The sequence below is a fragment of the Pseudosulfitobacter pseudonitzschiae genome (assembly GCF_900129395.1).
In the GTDB taxonomy this organism is placed as follows: domain Bacteria; phylum Pseudomonadota; class Alphaproteobacteria; order Rhodobacterales; family Rhodobacteraceae; genus Pseudosulfitobacter; species Pseudosulfitobacter pseudonitzschiae.
Genome location: NZ_FQVP01000008.1, coordinates 1 through 18,198, shown reverse-complemented (window position 1 = coordinate 18,198; position 18,198 = coordinate 1). Strand labels below are relative to the sequence as shown.

18 protein-coding genes and 1 tRNA gene are annotated in these 18,198 nt (G+C 61.2%); 18 read left to right on the top strand and 1 reads right to left on the bottom strand.

All coding sequences use genetic code 11. From position 1 onward, the window contains the following. Window positions 1-67: 67 nt before the first annotated feature. The 8 genes from BUC08_RS19340 (at window position 68) to BUC08_RS19305 (ending at window position 10,388) form a co-directional block, all read left to right on the top strand. Complete coding sequence (locus BUC08_RS19340) at window positions 68-1,099, top strand: LacI family DNA-binding transcriptional regulator (protein ID WP_037930596.1); 1,032 nt, start codon at window positions 68-70, stop codon at window positions 1,097-1,099. Continuing rightward, window positions 1,096-2,310 (top strand): winged helix-turn-helix domain-containing protein, encoded by a 1,215-nt coding sequence (locus BUC08_RS19335; protein ID WP_037930473.1) that lies wholly within the window; start codon window positions 1,096-1,098, stop codon window positions 2,308-2,310. The genes BUC08_RS19340 and BUC08_RS19335 overlap by 4 nt, the downstream gene beginning before the upstream one ends. Before the next feature lie 92 nt (window positions 2,311-2,402). Beyond that, a complete protein-coding gene (locus BUC08_RS19330) occupies window positions 2,403-3,143 on the top strand; it encodes a 5-oxoprolinase subunit B family protein (protein WP_037930471.1) in 741 nt (246 codons plus the stop codon). After that, a complete protein-coding gene (locus BUC08_RS19325) occupies window positions 3,140-4,159 on the top strand; it encodes a 5-oxoprolinase subunit C family protein (RefSeq protein ID WP_037930468.1) in 1,020 nt (339 codons plus the stop codon). Before BUC08_RS19330 ends, BUC08_RS19325 begins: the two co-directional genes overlap by 4 nt. Before the next feature lie 12 nt (window positions 4,160-4,171). Then, complete coding sequence (locus BUC08_RS19320; RefSeq protein WP_037914862.1) at window positions 4,172-4,939, top strand: LamB/YcsF family protein; 768 nt, start codon at window positions 4,172-4,174, stop codon at window positions 4,937-4,939. Window positions 4,940-5,063: 124 nt separating this feature from the next. Continuing rightward, the gene (locus BUC08_RS19315) at window positions 5,064-5,642 is read left to right on the top strand and encodes an ImuA family protein (RefSeq protein ID WP_073194400.1); all 579 of its coding nucleotides are present in this window, start codon (window positions 5,064-5,066) and stop codon (window positions 5,640-5,642) included. Then, window positions 5,557-7,011 carry a Y-family DNA polymerase gene (locus BUC08_RS19310; RefSeq protein ID WP_037930465.1) on the top strand — a complete coding sequence of 485 codons (1,455 nt, stop codon included), beginning with the start codon at window positions 5,557-5,559 and terminating at the stop codon, window positions 7,009-7,011. The genes BUC08_RS19315 and BUC08_RS19310 overlap by 86 nt, the downstream gene beginning before the upstream one ends. Before the next feature lie 50 nt (window positions 7,012-7,061). Beyond that, window positions 7,062-10,388: an error-prone DNA polymerase gene (locus tag BUC08_RS19305; protein WP_037930592.1), complete on the top strand. Its 3,327-nt coding sequence runs from the start codon at window positions 7,062-7,064 to the stop codon at window positions 10,386-10,388. Between the two features lie 107 nt (window positions 10,389-10,495). On the opposite strand, the gene BUC08_RS24660 is transcribed toward BUC08_RS19305, so the two are convergent. Then, a tRNA-Lys gene (locus BUC08_RS24660) sits at window positions 10,496-10,608 on the bottom strand. Between the two features lie 132 nt (window positions 10,609-10,740). Here BUC08_RS24660 and BUC08_RS19300 point away from each other — a divergent pair. The 10 genes from BUC08_RS19300 to BUC08_RS19255 all read left to right on the top strand — a co-directional run bounded on the left by BUC08_RS19300 (window position 10,741) and on the right by BUC08_RS19255 (window position 18,110). Then, window positions 10,741-12,039 carry a tyrosine-type recombinase/integrase gene (locus tag BUC08_RS19300; RefSeq protein ID WP_037930462.1) on the top strand — a complete coding sequence of 433 codons (1,299 nt, stop codon included), beginning with the start codon at window positions 10,741-10,743 and terminating at the stop codon, window positions 12,037-12,039. A 58-nt stretch (window positions 12,040-12,097) separates the two neighbouring features. Next, on the top strand, window positions 12,098-12,814 hold the full coding sequence (locus BUC08_RS19295; RefSeq protein ID WP_143186789.1) for a hypothetical protein: 717 nt from the start codon (window positions 12,098-12,100) through the stop codon (window positions 12,812-12,814). A 71-nt stretch (window positions 12,815-12,885) separates the two neighbouring features. After that, entirely contained in the window at window positions 12,886-13,149 is a 264-nt protein-coding gene (locus BUC08_RS19290) for a helix-turn-helix transcriptional regulator (protein ID WP_200796219.1), read from the top strand. A gap of 108 nt (window positions 13,150-13,257) precedes the next feature. Continuing rightward, window positions 13,258-13,626, top strand: a complete 369-nt coding sequence (locus BUC08_RS24400) for a hypothetical protein (RefSeq protein ID WP_037930456.1) — start codon at window positions 13,258-13,260, stop codon at window positions 13,624-13,626. A gap of 103 nt (window positions 13,627-13,729) precedes the next feature. After that, on the top strand, window positions 13,730-13,945 hold the full coding sequence (locus tag BUC08_RS24655) for a transcriptional coactivator p15/PC4 family protein (protein ID WP_037930454.1): 216 nt from the start codon (window positions 13,730-13,732) through the stop codon (window positions 13,943-13,945). After that, window positions 13,932-14,303 carry a hypothetical protein gene (locus BUC08_RS19275; protein ID WP_037930452.1) on the top strand — a complete coding sequence of 124 codons (372 nt, stop codon included), beginning with the start codon at window positions 13,932-13,934 and terminating at the stop codon, window positions 14,301-14,303. Before BUC08_RS24655 ends, BUC08_RS19275 begins: the two co-directional genes overlap by 14 nt. Further along, complete coding sequence (locus BUC08_RS19270) at window positions 14,303-15,481, top strand: AAA family ATPase (protein ID WP_037930449.1); 1,179 nt, start codon at window positions 14,303-14,305, stop codon at window positions 15,479-15,481. Before BUC08_RS19275 ends, BUC08_RS19270 begins: the two co-directional genes overlap by 1 nt. A 187-nt stretch (window positions 15,482-15,668) precedes the next feature. After that, entirely contained in the window at window positions 15,669-16,115 is a 447-nt protein-coding gene (locus BUC08_RS19265) for a DUF5681 domain-containing protein (protein WP_037930447.1), read from the top strand. Then, window positions 16,112-16,426 carry a hypothetical protein gene (locus BUC08_RS19260; protein ID WP_037930444.1) on the top strand — a complete coding sequence of 105 codons (315 nt, stop codon included), beginning with the start codon at window positions 16,112-16,114 and terminating at the stop codon, window positions 16,424-16,426. The genes BUC08_RS19265 and BUC08_RS19260 overlap by 4 nt, the downstream gene beginning before the upstream one ends. A gap of 13 nt (window positions 16,427-16,439) precedes the next feature. Continuing rightward, window positions 16,440-18,110, top strand: a complete 1,671-nt coding sequence (locus tag BUC08_RS19255) for a hypothetical protein (protein ID WP_143186788.1) — start codon at window positions 16,440-16,442, stop codon at window positions 18,108-18,110. Window positions 18,111-18,198: the final 88 nt, after the last annotated feature.

The following is an 18,198-nucleotide window of genomic DNA, read 5'->3' as shown; positions in this document are numbered from 1 at the left end:
CGAGCAGACTTGCACCTTTTGTGCGGCTGGGGCTTACTGATCCCAGCATGACAACAGGATGGCTTTTGTGACTGACCGCCCCCAGCGCCCTCTCACCCTGCGTGACGTTTCCGAAGCGTCGGGGGTTTCCGAAATGACCGTCAGCCGCGTGTTGCGCAATCGCGGTGATGTCTCTGAAGCGACGCGTAAAAAGGTGCTCGAAGCGGCGACGACGCTGGGCTACGTGCCCAACCAGATCGCGGGGTCGCTGGCGTCGAAGCGGGTCAACCTTGTGGCGGTGATCATCCCGTCGCTTGGCAACATGGTGTTTCCCGAAGTGCTGACCGGCATCAACCAGATCCTGGACGACACGCCGCTGCAAGCGGTCGTGGGTGTCACCGACTATCTGCCCGAGAAAGAAGAACGGGTGCTGTACGAGATGCTGTCCTGGCGGCCATCGGGTGTGATCATCGCAGGGCTGGAACACACGGACGCCGCCCGCGCCATGATGATGAACGCAGGCATTCCCGTGGTCGAGATCATGGACACCGACGGGCGCTGTGTCGATTCGATGGTGGGGATCTCGCACCGTCGCGCAGGTGCAGAGATGGCCCGCGCGATCCTGAAACAGGGCTATCAGCACATCGGCTTCATGGGCACCAAGATGCCGCTGGACCACCGTGCACGCAAACGGTTCGAAGGGTTTACCGAACATCTGGCCAAGGCCGGGATTGAAATCGAGGACCGCGAATTTTACTCGGGCGGCTCGGCGCTGGCCAAGGGCCGCGAGATGACCAAGGCAATGCTGGACCGCAGCCCGGACCTGGATTTCCTATACTATTCCAACGACATGATTGGTGCAGGCGGGCTGTTGTACTTGCTTGACCAGGGCATCGACGTGCCCGGACAGATCGGCTTGGCCGGCTTCAACGGGGTTGAACTGCTTCAGGGTCTGCCGCGCCAGTTGGCGACAATGGACGCCTGCCGTCTCGAGATCGGCCGGGCCGCCGCCGAGATCATCCGCGACCACGGACGAGAGGGCGCGCCGACCGAGCCGCAGAAAATCACCCTCACACCCAAGCTCAGCCTTGGCGATACGTTGCGCCGCCGCCGCGTGTGACGCGACCCGTTCTTGACAACACCAGCGCAAGGCGAGTCTTTCTGGACCGCCATGCGTTGCACGAACCCCCGCAGGGTGCGGCCCACGGCGACCCCCTGAAAACGCTGATCACCCGCCTGGGGTTTGTCCAGCTGGACAGCATCAACACCGTGGCCCGAGCCCACGACCTGATCCTGTTCGCCCGTCGGCCCCGCTATCGACCCAAGGCGCTGGACACGCTCTACACCCGTGATCGCGCCCTGTTTGAACATTGGACGCATGACGCGGCCGTCATTCCCATCGAGTTCTATCCTCAATGGCACATGCGCCGCACCCGCGACGCCGAGCGACTGAAAAAGGCGTGGAGCAAGGACCGTCGCGCCGGGTTCGAGGCACAATACCAGACGGTACTGGACCACATCCGCGACAACGGGGCCTGTTCCTCATCGGATGTGGGCACGGATGAAAAGAAAGGCTCGGGCGGCTGGTGGGACTGGCACCCGTCCAAGACTGCACTGGAATACCTGTGGCGGTCGGGCGCGCTGGCCGTCACCGGGCGCAGCGGGTTCCAGAAACGCTATGACCTGACCGAACGCGTGATCGACACGGCGCTGACCGATCCCGCCAACGCGCCGGGCACCGAGGAAACCATCGACTGGTGTTGTTCACAGGCGCTGGATCGCCTCGGCTTTGCCTCGCACAGCGAACTGGCCGCCTTCTGGGGCCACATCCGCCCTGCCGAGGCGCAGATATGGGTCAAACAGGCGCTGGCGCGTGGGACCATCGTCCCCGTGGACATCCAGAGCGCCGACGGCAGCCTGCGCGCCGCCTATGCCCGTCCCGACCTGCTGGACGATCCGGCGATACAATCGCCACCGAGCCCGCGCCTGCGCATCCTCAGCCCCTTTGACCCCGCCCTGCGCGACCGCAAACGCGCCGAGCAACTGTTCGGCTTTCACTACCGGATCGAGGTGTTCGTCCCTGAACCCAAACGCACCTATGGCTACTATGTCTTTCCAATCCTCGAAGGCGACCGGCTGGTGGGACGCATCGACATGAAGGCCTTTCGCGCGGAAGACACGCTCAGGGTTCGCGCCTGCTGGCCCGAACGTGGCATCCGCTGGGGCAAGGGACGCACGGCGGCCCTGATGGCAGAGTTGAACCGCATCCTGAACCTCGCCGGGGTCAGCGAAATCGACTTTGCGCCCGACTGGCTGCGCGCGCCGCTCTGACCCTACATCTTGCCCGGCAAACGCCGGGGGAGGGCTGGCCCACTTCTTGCGACAACGATTGCACCCACCCGGAGAAAAGGTAGTGTCCGACTATGTCCAACACCTATCCAACGATTCATACGGTCGGCCTCTCCGGCGTCCTCGTCACCTTTGCCGAAGCATTGGACGACACTGCCAACCGTGCCGCGCTGGCCTTTCGCGCGGCTGTCGACGCACAGGGCTGGGACTGGGTGCAGGAAAGCGCGACCTCGCTGATCTCGGCCTTTTTCCGCACTGATCTGGCGCAGCATTCCGCAGCAGGTATCACCGAGCAGTTGACCGATCTGCTGGCCACCCGCGACTGGTTCGCGGCCCCCCTGCCCGAGGGGCGCAAGCTGTGGCATATTCCGGCGGTTTTCGGTGGCGATCTGGCCCCGCAACTGGACGAGGCCGCCGAGGCCGCAGGCCTGTCATCACAGGACGCCATCGCCGAACTGACCAGCACCCGTATGCGCGTGATCACCATCGGGTTTGCCCCCGGACAACCCTATCTGGGCACGCTGGGCGAACATTGGAACATCCCGCGTCTGGGCACGCTCAGCCCCAACATCCCGCGCGGTGCGCTGGTGGCCGCCGTGCGCCAGCTGTGCCTGTTCTCCAACGACACGCCGACCGGCTGGCGCCATGTGGGGCAAACCGCATTCCACACCTTCCGGCCCACGTCAGAAACGCCGTTCCCGCTGTCACCCGGTGACGAACTGCTGTTCCACGCGACAACACCCGCCGATTACAAAACCATCGCTGCCCACAATGCCGATGGCGCAGGTGGTGCAACGTGGGAGGCACTGCCATGACCGCCGCCCTCAAGGTCATCCAGATCGGCCCCGCCGCCGGATTTCAGGATCTGGGGCGCCCCGGCTACATCGCCTCTGGCCTGACCCGTGGCGGCGCCATCGACACGCTGGCGGTTCACGAGGGCGCGGCGCTGCTTAAACAGTCCCCCGACTGCGCGGTTCTGGAAATCGCCAGCGTCGGCGGTGTGTTCGAGGCCACGGCCCCCCTGCGCATTGCCCTGACGGGTGCCGATATGACCGCCCGCATCGACGACGCGACCGCCGCCTGGAATGCGGTGCATCAGATGGAGGCGGGCCAGCGTCTGACCATCGGCGCGGCACGATCGGGCAGTTACGGCTATCTGCACATCGGCGGCGGCTTTGACGCGCCGGTGCGCATGGGGGCACGTGGCGGCCATATGTCCGCGGGTCTGGGCAAGCTGATCGCCAAGGGGGACACCTTGCCCGCCCTGCCCGACAGCGGCACACGCACCGGGTACTACCTGCCCCGCGACAAGCGGTTCGACGGTGGCACCGTGCGGATCGTCCCGTCGATGCAAACCAACCGCTTCCCGCCCGAGGAGCGCGCCCGTTTCGAGGCCACGGTCTTTAAACGTGACCCCCGCGCCAACCGTCAGGGCATCCGCATGGAACACGACGGCGAGGGGTTTGCCGCCCAGGGGATGCGCACCATCGTGTCAGAGGTCATCGTGCAGGGCGACATCCAGATCACCGGCGATGGCACCCCCTTTGTGCTGATGTGCGAAAGCCAGACCACTGGCGGCTATCCCCGCATTGGCACCGTCATCCCCGCCGACCTGCCGCGTATGGCCCAGACCCCTGCAGGCGGGCAGATCACATTCCAGTTCATCACGCTGGAAGAGGCCGTGACGATCCAGCAACAGGACGCCAAGGCCCGCGCCGGTCTGGCCGCCAAGGCGCAACCGCTGGTGCGTGACATCAACGACATATCCGACCTGCTGTCCTACCAACTGGTCAGCGGGGCCATCTCGGCGCAAGCCGACCCGTTTGAATAAAGGAACATTGCCATGCAAGTGGATCTGAACGCCGATATGGGCGAAAGCTTTGGCCCCTGGAAAATGGGTGACGACGCCAGCCTGCTGACCACTGTCACCTCGGCCAACATCGCCTGCGGGGCCCATGCGGGTGACCCTGACGTGATGGCCACCACGATGGGCATCGCGCTGCAAAACGGGGTGGGCATCGGTTCGCACCCCGGCTTTCCAGACCTACAGGGCTTTGGCCGCCGCCGCATCCAGATGCCCACCGGATCGCTGCAAAACTCGATCCGCTGTCAGGTCGGTGCCTCGCTGGGCATGGCCGCCGCATTGGGCGCCAAGGTGCGCCATGTCAAGCTGCACGGCGCCTTGGGCAACATGACATCCGAAGACGAAGACATGGCACGCGCCTGCTACGAGGCGGCGTTGTCGGTCGATGAAAACCTGATCGTCATGGTGCTGGCCGCAACCGCACAGGAACGCGCCGTGCGCAGCTTGGGCTGCAAATTCGCCTGCGAGATCTTCGCCGACCGCGCCTATAACGACGATGCCACGCTGGTTGACCGGTCGATCCCCGGTGCGGTGATCCACGACCCCAAGGTCGCGGGTCAGCGCATGGTGGATATGGTCAAGGCGCAGGCGATCATCACCGATTCGGGCAAACACATCGAAACCCCCATCGACACGATCTGCCTGCACGGCGACACGCCGACGGCTGTGCACATCGCCGCCGAAGTGCGCAGCGCACTGGAAGACGCGAAAATCACCGTCACCCAATTCGCCGGGCGCACCGCCTGAGCGTTACCCGAACAAGGCGACCAGCCCGCCGCATGGAGGCTGGTCGCCTTGAGCGCACTGGCCCAGAGCGCAAGCCGAGCATGCTCATTGATGCACTCGAGTGTTCCCTTTATGTTCTTTCCCCATGCGAGTCGCGCTTCACACCCTTTTTCCCCTGCGCCCTGCCCGTGTCCACGAGGTCTGCGGGGCCGGCGCCCTGGGGTTTGCCGCAATCGCCGCGCGGGGACCGGTGCTTTGGATACGCGAGGCATGGCTGTCTGACACTCTGACGCCGCAGGGTCTATTGCCGCTTTTTGATCCCTCGCAGCTTTTGCTGGCACGGCCAAAGGATCAGATGGACGCACTTGCCGTGGCCGAAGAGGCTCTCAAGGACGGCGCACTGCCTTATGTTGTTCTGGAAATAACCCGCCCGCTTGATCTGCGCGAGGGGCGGCGGGTTCAACTGGCGGCGAAAGCGGGCGGAACGACGGGGGTGTGTATCATCCCCGAGAATATGGGCTCGAACGCCTCGGAAACCCGTTGGCGCGCCACCCCGGTATTCGAGCCGGAACGGCAAGACTCGACTCTGATGCGGTGGGAAACTATCAAGAACAAATCAGGAACACTTGGTGTCTGGCATGTTCGATGGAATCAACAAACGAGTCGTCTCGATGTGGTTTCCCCGGTTGGCGAGCGACCGGGTTCTTCGGGCACGTCCGGTTGACGGCCCCTTTGCGCTGACGCTCAAGGCCGATAACACCGAACGGATTTATTGCCTTAACCGCGCGGCCGAGCGGGTGGGCCTGAGCCGGGGTATGAGCTTTGCCGATGCCCGCGCCTTTTGCCCCGACCTGATCAGCCAACCCGCACGCCCCGATCTCGATGCACCTTTTCTGGCGGTCCTGCGCCGCTGGGCGACGCGCTACTGCCCCTGGGTGGGCTACGAGGGGGCGGACGGGCTGGTGCTTGATGTCACGGGCGCGGTGCATCTTTTTGGCGGTGAGCCCGGGATGCTGGCCGATATGCACGCCCGATGCGCGCGTGCCGGGCTGGAACTGCGGCTTGGACTGGGCGAAACCCGTGGTGCGGCATGGGCGCGTGCGCATTTCGGCAATCCACACAGCCCGCTGACGGAACTGCCCGTGGCGGCGCTGCGGATCGAGGACCGGATGGTCACCGCGCTGCAACGTCTTGGCCTGCGCCGTATCGGCGATCTTGCCACCGCCGTCCGCGCACCGCTGGCCCGCCGTTTTGGCCCCGAACTGATGCTGCGACTTGATCAGGCCCTGGGGCACGTGTCCGAACCCATCAGCCCCGAAGGCGAGCCGCCGCATTATGCGACACGGATGAGCCTGCCCGAGCCGATCGGGCTGACCGAGGACGTGATGGGGGTCACCGCACGGCTGCTTATACCTTTGTGTGACAAGCTCAAAGCGCAGGAAATGGGCGCGCGCAGGCTTTGCCTTACCCTGCGCCGGGTTGACCAGGGACGCCAACAGGTCGAGCTGCGCCTTGCCGCGCCGATGCACGACCCGAACCGCATTCTGCCGCTGTTCGTGCGGGGCGTGGGTGAGGTCGCTGCGGGGTTCGGCATCGACCAAATACGGATCGAAGCCACGTTGGTCGAGCCGCTTCCGGCCCAACAGATCGGCAGCCGCCACAGTTCGCCCGATCAGTTGAACGATCTGATCACACGCATCGGCACGCGGATCGGACTGGAGAATGTCCAGCGGTTCCTGCCCGCCGACAGCCATATCCCCGAGCGCGCCTTTTCCATTGCGCCCGCAGCCTACAGCACGCCCGAGCGGGGCTGGAGCGTGCGACGATCACGGCCGCTGTGCCTGTTCCCCCCCGAGTCGATTTCGGCCAGTGGATCGCAGCCACCCGCGCAATTCCGCTGGCGGCGTATGCGCCTGACAACGGGTCGTGCCACCGGTCCCGAACGGATCGCGCCGGAATGGTGGCTGCCGGATGACAAATGGCGCAGCGGAGTGCGCGATTATTGGAAGGTGGATACGCGTGAGGGGCGGCGGCTGTGGCTGTTCTATACCCCACAAAACCCCGGCTGGTTCGTGCAGGGGGAATTCACATGACCGAGGCTGTTCACGATCAGCGACAGGTCAAAGCCGCCCGGTCCGAAACGATGCCTTGGGACCGCGACAGGGCGGGCTATGCGGAACTTTGTGTGACGACCAACTTCACTTTTCTCACCGGCGCCTCGCATCCCGAGGAGCTTGTGCTGCGGGCTGCGGAACTGGGTCTGGGGGCCATTGCGATCACCGACCGCAATACGCTTGCCGGCGTCGTGCGGGCCTATTCTGCGTTGAAGACCCTGCAAGAGGAAACATCACAGGCCCTGCCCGTGCGTTCGCGGCACCAAGTTGATCCTTCCTCGCGTCAGGAGATCGGGCAGCCACAGGACCTGCACAATACCGGAACGTCCCCTCTGCCCAAATTGATCGTCGGCAGCCGTCTTATGCTGCGCGATTGCCCTGTGGACTGGCTGGCCTTGCCGACAGACCGCGCGGCCTATCACCGGCTGTCACGGCTTTTGACCCTTGGCAAACGGCGGGCGGAAAAGGCCGAGTGTCTCCTCGATATGCAGGACCTGGAGAAGGGGTGCCAGGGGATGATCCTGATCGCTCTGCCTCCTGCGGACCTGGGCCGCGCGCGGGCCCCTGTACAGCGGCTCGCACGTCGGTTTCCCGGTGCGGTCTTTCTCGGGGTTGCACCACGTTACGACGGCTCCGATCAGGGGTGGTTCGATGCCTGTGCCGCCATGGCACAGCGGTGCGCTGCGCCGATGGTGGCGGTGGGAGATGTCCTTATGCATCACGGCAAACGCCGTCAGCTTGCGGATGTGCTTACCTGCCTGCGTGAAGGGATCACCATTGACCAGATCGGCACCAAGGCGCTGCCCAATGCCGAGCGCCGCCTCAAAGGCGCATCCGACATGGCGCGGCTCTATCACCGGTATCCGGCGGCGCTGAAACGCAGCCTGGAAATCGCGGCACGCTGTGGATTTGACCTGTCCGAGCTAAGCTATGAATACCCCGACGAAATGTCCGAGGGAGAAACGCCACAGGCCCGCCTTGCACGCCTGGCCGATGAGGGGGTGAAACGGCGCTATCCGAATGGCGCCTCGGCGCGCGTGCATCAGTTGATGCAAAAGGAACTGTCGCTGATCGACGAGCTTCGCTACGCGCCTTATTTCCTCACCGTGCATGATATCGTTCAAGAGGCACGCAGCCGTGGCATTCTGTGCCAGGGACGCGGCTCTGCGGCCAATTCGATTCTCTGTTACCTGCTGGGCATCACCGATGTCAGCCCCGACATGATCGGCATGGTGTTCGAACGCTTCATCTCGCGCCATCGTGGCGAACCGCCCGACATCGACGTGGATTTCGAACACGAACGCCGCGAAGAGGTGATCCAGTGGATTTATGAGAAATACGGCCGCCACCGTGCCGGGCTTTGCGCCACGGTGATCCATTTCCGCACCCGCGCCGCAATCCGCGAGGTGGGCAAGGTCATGGGCCTGTCCCAGGACATCACGGCGCGGCTTTCGGGCGACATCTGGGGCATGTCGAACGCGGGTGTCGATATGGACCGGGTCAGGGCGATTGGTCTGGACCCGACAGACCTGCGGCTGGCGCAAACGCTCAAACTCATCAGCGAGGTCATCGGCTTTCCGCGTCACCTGAGCCAGCATGTCGGCGGGTTTGTCATCACGCGCGGACGGCTGGACGAAATGTGCCCCATCGAGAATGCCGCGATGGAGGACCGTACTGTGATCGAATGGGACAAGGACGACATCGACGCGCTGAACATCCTGAAGATCGATATTCTCTCGCTCGGGATGCTCACCTGCCTGCGCAAAAGCTTTGAGCTGCTGGCGGATCACCAAGACATGCACCTGACGCTCGACACCGTACCGCAGGAAGATCGCGCCACCTATGAGATGCTGCAACGGGCCGATGCGGTGGGGGTGTTTCAGGTCGAAAGCCGGGCACAGATGAATTTTTTGCCCCGGATGAAACCCGCGACATTCTACGACCTGGTGATCGAAGTCGCCATTGTGCGCCCCGGCCCGATCCAGGGCGGCATGGTCAAACCCTACATCCGCAGGCGACAGGGGCTGGAAGCGCCCGAACCCTTTGGGCCCGCGCTCGCAGAGGTGACCCGCAAGACGCTTGGCGTGCCACTGTTCCAGGAACAAGCGATGCAGATCGCGATCGTGGGCGCGAGCTATACCGCGGAAGAGGCCGACAAGCTGCGCCGCTCGCTGGCCACGTTCCGGCGTCTGGGCACCATTGGCGAACACCGTGACCGCTTTGTCCGGGGCATGATGAATAACGGCTATGCCCAAGATGTGGCCGAGGCCTGTTTCGCACAGATCGAAGGCTTTGCCGATTACGGGTTTCCCGAAAGCCACGCCGCAGCCTTTGCCATGCTGACCTATATTTCGTCCTGGCTGAAATGCCATCATCCGGCGGTCTTCGCCTGTGCGCTGCTGAATTCGCAACCGATGGGATTTTACGCGCCTGCCCAGATCGTGCGCGATCTGCGCGATCACCGCGTCGAAGTGCGACCGGTCTGCGTCAATCATTCGGAATGGGACAACCGCCTGGAGCGCCGCGCCGATGGCATGTTGGCGCTGCGCCTTGGCTTTCGTCAGATCAAAGGATTCCGCGAGGAAGACGCAGCCTGGCTTAAGGCGGCGCGGGGCAACGGTTATCAGGACCCCGAGAGCGTCTGGCTGCGTGCCGGTGTTGCGCCATCCGTGCTGGAACGGCTGGCAGAGGCGGATGCCTTTATCGGCATGGGGCTGACGCGGCGCGATGCCCTGTGGCAGGTCCGCGCGATTCGCGCACCGAAACCGTTGCCGCTGTTCGCCGACCCGCTGAGCGGCGAAAACATTCACGAGCCCGAGGTGCATCTGCCAACCATGCATCTGGGTGAAGAGGTCGTAGAGGATTACATCTCCATCCGCCTCACGCTGCGCGCGCATCCGATGGAATTGTTGCGCCCGATGATTCCCGATCTGACACCGCATGACCGTTTGCCCGTCGCGCCACTGAAACGCACCTCTGTTTGTGGCCTGGTCATCACACGCCAGCGTCCCGGGACCGCGTCGGGCGTGGTTTTCCTGACGCTTGAGGATGAAACCGGCGTCTCCAACGTGGTGGTCTGGCCGACGGTCTACAAACGTTTTCGGCGTGTCGTCATGGGCGGGCGGCTGTTGCGGGTGACTGGCCGGTTAGAGCGCGAGGGCATTGTCGTGCATCTTATCGCCGAACATATCGAGGATCTGTCCCACAAGCTTTCGGAGCTTGGCCATCCGCGCGACGACGCCGTGGGCATCACCCAGCCCCAGGCCGACGACGCCCCCAGACCACGTCACAAAACGGCCGCCCATCACCCGCGCGAACAGGCCAAACGTCTGTTCCCAAGCCGGGATTTCCATTGAAAGGGTGTTTGGCGCAAATACGGGCGCGTCATGCCGCTCCAAACCAAAAAGCAAGCAACCTGACCGGGATGAAACCCAGCCAAGATTGCTTGCATTTTTAGATCTAGTGGTGAGCCGTGTTGGGTTCGAACCAACGACCTACTGATTAAAAGTCAGTTGCTCAATATTTTTCATGCGGTCGCACCAAATGTCATTCGGTGTCAATTTATGTGAACAACCCTACAAATCCTTGTTTTTAGGGTTTGATTTCACATCGCACGAGGACCTATTGTATCTCAATCGGTGTCAGGACTTCGCAAATCGTTTGTCCCCCAGATGTCCCCCACGGGCAACACCGTTCAAAGGAGACACAATGGCCCAGGCCCTGACAGACGCGTTTCTGCGCAAGGTGAAGCCCCCAACCGAGGGGCGAGACGAATATTCGGACACACTTCGTCAAGGTCTTCGACTGCGGGTCTTGCCCTCTGGGCGGCGCACATGGATGTATGAAAAGCGCATTCGCGGCGGGGCAAAGCGAAAGCACACGCTGGGAACGTATCCCGGCATGTCGATCAAGGAAGCGCGGGACGTTGCACTTGAGCTTCAGCTAGAAGCGGAGCGCGGCATTGACCGGATCCTTGACGCACAGGAAGCCGAGAAGCAAAGAACGCGCGCCCTTGCAGCCCAAAAGACGGTCCGAGAGGTTTTGCAGATCCATGATGAAGTACACTGCTCAAACCTGAAGAGTCGCACGGAGCGGATGCGGAGCCTCAATGAAGTACTTGCACCATACATGGATGAGCGCCTTGAAGACCTGGACAGGTCAGTCCTGCAATCCATCGTGGATAAAAAGGCTGGGTCCGGCGCGCCGGTTCAAGCAAACAGGGTCGCAGCATACCTTAGCAAGTTCTCAAAGTTCGCATGGCAGCGTGGCTATCAAACCTCCCACATCGGGCAGGGATTGGAGAAACCCACCAAGGAAGTCCCGCGTGACCGAGTGCTATCCTTGAAGGAAATGCAGCAGATTCAACGCGTCTCTTTCGAAATGGGTCCTCTTTGGGGGCCGCTGCTGAGACTGCTCATCGCGACTGCGCAGCGGCGGCATCAAATCGGCAATCTGAAATGGCGTGAAATCGACTTCGACGCCCAACAGATCAATTTTGGAGCAGGCCGTACCAAGAACAACGAGTGGAACCATTTCGTCCACATTCCCAGCTTTTGCATTTATGAGTTGCGGAGCATGAAGGACGCCGCCAAAGCCCGATGGGGCGCTGAGGGCTTAAACGACCGGTATATTTTCACGACCACAGGGAACACGCCGCCATCCGGTTACTCCAAGTTCAAAGAAAGGTTGGATGAAGCGCTTGGCTCGGACATGGAACATTGGACGTTCCATGACTTGAGGACCGGGTTTGCGACCGTCATGTGCGAAGCCGGTGCAGATGAAATCATCGTTGATCGCATCATGAACCACGCGGCGGTATCGTCAGCACCCAGCGCAGTCGCACGGATCTACAACCGTGCTAAAAACAGCGATGTTCGGCGTAAAGTCATTGATGATTGGCATGAAATGCTGACCGAAGTCCCGCCCTCCAGTGGTGCAGAGGTCGTAGGCATCCACCAACGTTCCGACGGAATACCTGCTCCGGTCTCGCTGAGTAAAACATCGTGACCGCCGACCTAGAACTCATCATTCCGCAAGAGGCCTTGCTTACAGGGGAACGATGGATATGAGCCGAACTTTGTTAGAAAATGAGATTGGAGCGGTTAAGTTCGCCACCGAGGTAATCGGTCACTGGGCGCGGGACCGGCGAATAAGCATTCCCGCACTGGATCCCGCGCTTGCTGAAATTGTTCACGCATTTACACCGGTTTATCAACGCCGAGGGAGGTCGGATGAAAGTCTCATCGGCTATGAAATCACTGGCGTTGAAACAGAGAAAATTCGCAACCTTTATTCGTCGGCGAAGCGCGCGCATGAATTTATCTTAGACATCGCGCAGACAAACATCCTCCTTGGCCACCCCGTGCCGGAGCCAATCAGACTTTTGGTTGCCAAATCTTTAAGAGCTGGTGTCCGGCCGCCACCTGATGGAGGCACGAGAAGCGTCGGCGAAAGAAACATCCTTTTTGTCATTTTGGCTGAACGAATGAAGGAGAGCTTTGGCATTGCGCGCTTCAGCGAGAGCAATTTCTCTGCAACACAAGCTATCTGGGCTGCTTGCCTTGAATTTGAAGTGGCCGTCACGGATTCTCAAGTTGGAAAAGTTATAAGAGAAAACAAAGACCTGCGGTCTTACTGCAGCAGCCACCCCAATCTACTCGGAAGTCGTAGCGCTGTCGTTGATGCTTTGATCGGAAGACCCCATGTCCCAGCGTTTCTCCCGCAGCCAGAGGCATTCAAAAATGCACTCACCCGGCTTGGACATACCTTGGAAGATAACTGATTCAACTGCCTACGAGCCGTTAGTTTAAGCATGCAGGATCATCCCAACGCAATCAGGCGAAAGGATGAGCAATGACCCTCACTGCAGATTTCAACCACCCAAGCAATTCAGAGCATATGCCTGCGGTTGCCGCATTGGTGGCGAAAGACCCCCTGATCCGAGACGCTGATGGCGCGTTTATGATGGGCTGCTCCAAAGCAACCTTCTGGCGTCGCGTTGCGGACGGAACAGTGCCCGCCGCCATCAAGATTGGCGGCATGTCACGCTGGCGTCTGAGCGATATCGAAGCAGTCATCAGCAAAGCTGAAGCCAATCGCACGGCCTCAACCGCTTAAAAGAAAACCCCCACCCGCAAGGCACGGACAGGGGCGATATTTCTTTTCAGCGGTGAACAAGAGATAGCGCAAATGCCCGTGCCTTTCAATCCGAAAGGAACGCGGACCATGACCAACCAAACCAAAATCAGAATCCCGACCGACCGTCCCCCGGCGAACGCACTGCGCGTTGATAAGTGGAGCGACATGCCAACCGGCACATCACCCGCGCGCTATGAGATACTCGGTGAGGACGGCCAGACCACCACTATCACGCTGGCCAAAGGCAACCGCATCATTCTGGATGCATTGATCGAACGCCCCGTCTTCTGCGCCAGCCCCGTGCGCATCTCTGACCGCGTCTGCATTCTGCGGCGCGATTATGGGGTGCCGATTACCAAGGAAATGTACACCAACGATAGCGCGACTGACCGCGCCAAGTTCGGCGTCTACTTCCTCAACGGCGCGGTGCGCCGGATTGATGGGGGCGCAGCTTGATTATGGCCCTCAAAATCCAGATTGCCCGCCTGCAACGTCTCTATGGCATGACCGCAACCCAAGCCCGCCTCGTTGCTGGCCTGCACTACGGGGAGGCCGTGTAATGGCGGACATCGTCAAGAACAGTCGCGAGATCATCCGGGTCACCCGTGACGACTTCAAAGGTCACGACATGGTCAACGTCCGTGTCTTCTTCGACGCGGGCGGCGGCGAAATGAAACCAGGCAAACAGGGGGTCGCGTTCCGCGCGGCCCTGCTGCCCGACATGCTGAACGCGTTGCAGTCCTTTGTGACGGAGGCGCAACATGACCACCAATAACCTGATGATTGCCAACGACTTCGACCGCGCCATTGCCATTGGTACGCAAGATGCTTGGTGGGCGTTGATCCCTGACGTGCTGGATAAGCTCACGCCATACCAGTGCGCATCGCTGGCTTTTTTGACCCTTAAAACGCTGGACGCCGACATCGCCGCGCAGGTGGCAGAGGCGGCTTTGCAATGCGGTGTAGGTCAGCCCATCGCACCCTTGTTTAATCACATGGATGAGGCTGCATTCTGGGCTGACATGGCAGAACCGGAGGAACTGGAGGCATATTGCCTTGCCAGCTTCAAAGCGATGCCGGGCTACCGTCAGTCCGCTTTCCTAGACTTCGTCCAGGGGAGGCAGGCAGCTTGATGCGTGATTTCACTGTCATGGCGACGCAACTCGATCAGCACCGGGCTGAACATGCGAACGGCGCGGACCGCCTGCCTACGCCCTTTATCTGGCAGGACCCCAATACCCTGCCCCGCCGTCCGTGGATCTACGGGCGGCACCTGCTGCGGAAACAGGTTGCCGTGACCGTCGCCCCCGGTGGCGTGGGCAAGTCTTCCCTGACCATTGTGGAGGGGCTGGCGATGGTTTCTGAGCGCGAGTTGCTGGGGGAATGGACTGCGAAGGGCTTAAAGGTCTGGCTCTACAACCTCGAAGATCCGCGCGATGAAATGAACCTGCGCATCACAGCGGCCATGCAGCACCATGATGTGCAGCCCGGTGAGATTGAAGGCCGGTTGTTCGTAGACACAGGCCGCGAACGGGAGCTTTGCACGGCAGTTCAGACCCGCGAGGGCGTGGTTATCGTAAAGCCTGAGATTGAGGAACTGGCGCGGGAAATCAGCGAACGCAAAATTGATGTCATGGTCGTTGATCCGTTCGTCTCTTCACATCAAGCGGGCGAGAACGACAACGTCGCAGTTGACCTCATCGCAAAGGAATGGGCGCGGCTGGCGGATCGGTGCAATTGCGCGATTGAGTTGGTTCACCACACACGCAAGACCAACGGCCTAGAGGCCACCACAGAGGACAGCAGGGGCGGATCTGCTCTGCTGGCTGCTGCAAGGTCGGGACGCGTGCTTAACCGCATGACATCGGACGAGAGGGAGCAGGCTGGTATCCTGCCCGACGACTTGACCACATACTTCACGGTCACCCGTGACAAGGCAAACCTCGCCCCCATCGGGAAACGCAGTTGGCGACGCATGGTTTCCGTTGAACTGGCGAACGGCGAAAGCGTCGGAGTGGCAGAGGTCTGGGAATGGCCGGACACTTTCGACGGCTTCGACAGCAAGGATCTGCTGTCAGTGCAGAACGCCATCGAAGGCAAACAGCCGCGCTTCTCGGATCAAGCTGGCCAAGATTGGGTCGGGGTTATCGTCGCCCACGTTCTGGGTCTGGATGCGGACAAAGACAAACGCCGGATCAAGAAGATGATCGCGGCATGGCTGCAATCAGGGGCACTGGTGAAAGGATCAAAGCTTGGCCCCATCAGAAAGCCCGTACCGACGATTGAGGTGGGCGAATGGGCAACCGAATGATGTGCGTCACCACCCCGAAAAAGCAGGTCACGCAAGGTGACGCAAACACCCCCCAAAACCACTGCGTCACCACCCCTCCCCCTAAAGGGGGGGAGGTGGTGGTCACGCGCTCAGTTGGTCCTCGCGAGGTGGTGACGCAAAACAGTGTGACGCAACAGCAACCTCATTCTCAGGAAAGGCATTCGTTGTGACAAGAAACAGCGACCGTAACAGCGGCTCAAATACGGACGACCGGAACCCCGATGGCACTTTTGCCCTCGGCAATCCCGGCAAGCCCAAGGGCGCGCGCCACAGGGCTACGCAGGCCATCGAGGCGATGCTGGAAGGCCAGCAGGAGGCGCTGACCCAGAAAGCCATCGACAGGGCGCTGGAAGGCGACGTGACGGCCCTGCGCCTCTGCCTCGACCGGATCGCACCAGCACGCAAAGATGCGTCGGTATCATTTGACCTGCCCGATATCGAAACGATGGACGATGCAGCCAACGCAGCGCGGGCCATCCTGAGGGCCGTCGCAGACGGCGAGGTTACGCCCCTCGAAGCGGCGTCTGTCATGGCGGTGGTCGAGCAGTTCCGCCGCACACTCGAAACCACAGAAATTGAACGCCGGATCACGGCATTGGAGGCAGAAAAATGAACCTCAGAAACCGCATAGAGGACCTGGAACGTGCAACGGGTGGGACTGACAGCCTCGTTTTCTATTTCCGCACCCTGATCGAAGGCAAACCGGACAGCGATGGCTCGCCAGCGCCCATTGCCGACGATGTCTGGGCAGCGTCGATCATCTATGGCGACAGAACAAGCGTCTACATCACCAAGCTGGACGAAGAAGCGTCGGACCAGTTCCGCGAGCGCGTTAGTCGCGAAGCAGCCAGACGAACCGCACCTACACAGGCGGAAACCCCAAGTTCCCATACCGACCACAACAACCAATCAGTAGCAGAATAAAGGCAAACACAAGATGACACCTGAACAGCAAGAAGCAATCAAACAAGCGCAACGCCGCAGGGCCGTTGCAAATGCACAGGAGCGACGCCGTGCGGCTCAAGGCATAACACCAGAGCAACAGTCAGCGATTCGCAGGGCGCAGCAACGCCTGGCCATTCAGCGTGCGCAGGCTTCACTTGATAAAGGGCAGACAACAGCGGAGCCAACACAAGAGCGTGGCTTCGGCGCGGCTCTCTACGACAACGTGATCGGCAACCCCGATGATGGGGTCCAATCTTACGGCGAAAGCCTTGGCACATGGTTAAATCGTGCGGGTGAAAGCATGACGCTTGGCCTTGGCGGTGATGAGTTGTCAGGAGCAGTTTATGCACCGGCAAAGCGCGCCTTGGCGGCGGTTGGTCTCGGTGGCGATGCCGAAGCTTCATACGAGAGTGAGCGGGACCGCTTTCGCGCGAACGAGGAAGGTATGTCCGGTGTCGGCAAGTTTTCTGCGGATGTGACCGGCAGTGTTGTCCCCGCCATTCTTGGGCTTGGTGTCGTTAAGGCGGCCCCTACAATTTGGGGTGCAATTGGACGTGGCGCGGGCCTTGGCGCAACGGCAGGCGGCACACAGGGCTTCATGGAAGGCGAAGGTGGCTTTTCTGATCGGGAGGTGTCTGGTGGCATCGGGGCCGGTGCTGGGGCAGTGGTTGGAGGCGCTATCCCTCCGGCGGCTGCATTCGGCAAGCAGGTATATCGTACCGCTCAAGGTGCCTTTCGAAACTCGCGAATTGGCAAGGAGATTGGCGACCAATTCGGCGTTTCCCCCGAGGCTGGCCGGGTTGTCTCGCGTCTGGTTGGAGAAGAAAACCCAGCCGCGATGCAGGACGCGATCCGCCGCGCCGGTCCCAATGCTATGCTGGCCGACGCGTCCCCCAACATGTCAGGTATGCTTGACGCCTCCATGCGGAACCCAGCGCCAGGCGCTGCTGTTGCGCGCACTCGTGTCGATGATCGGGCGGCAGAGGCATCTTACGGCGTGATTGACGCGCTCACGGGCGGCAAGAGCGGCCCGCGTATGCCACCAGTTGCCACGCAGCGGGCAATGGGCGCGGCGGCACGCGGGAAGGTACACCCGCTCTATGAAAAGGCCTACAACACGGCAATCGACTATTCAGCGCCAGAGGGACGCGCAATCGAGGACATCGTGTCACGCATCCCCGCAGGGAAAGCCCAGAAGGCTATCCAGAGCGCATCCGAGCGCATGGCCTATGATGGCCTGCCCAATGCCCAGATCATGGCCTCTATCGGCGATGACGGCAAAGTCGTGTTCTCGGAAATGCCGAATGTCATGCAGTTGGATTACATCAAGCGCGCCTTTGATGAAATCGCCGAAGATGGCAAGGACGCCGTGACCGGAAAACTGTCCAGCGATGGCGCTTTTGCTGCCCGCATTGCCAAGGATCTTCGTGAAGCGGTGAAAGAAGCGGTGCCGGAATATGGCGAAGCCCTGAGCGCCGCGTCCACGGACATTCGCAGCCGCGCCGCCGTTCGTGCTGGCCAGTCACTTCTCAGGCCGCAAACGACCGTGGAGGATGCTGCCGAGGCTATCGCGGATGCAACGCCCGCCGAACTGCGGGCCATGCGTGAAGGTGTGCTTGGTCAGGTCGATCACATCATGGGCAATGTCCGCGCCGTGGGGTAATCCCCCCCGATCTTAAGGGGATGCGGAAGTAGAATTTTCTCGGCAGGATGAACGAGGAGATTCCGATGAAGAAGACACGTTTTACCGA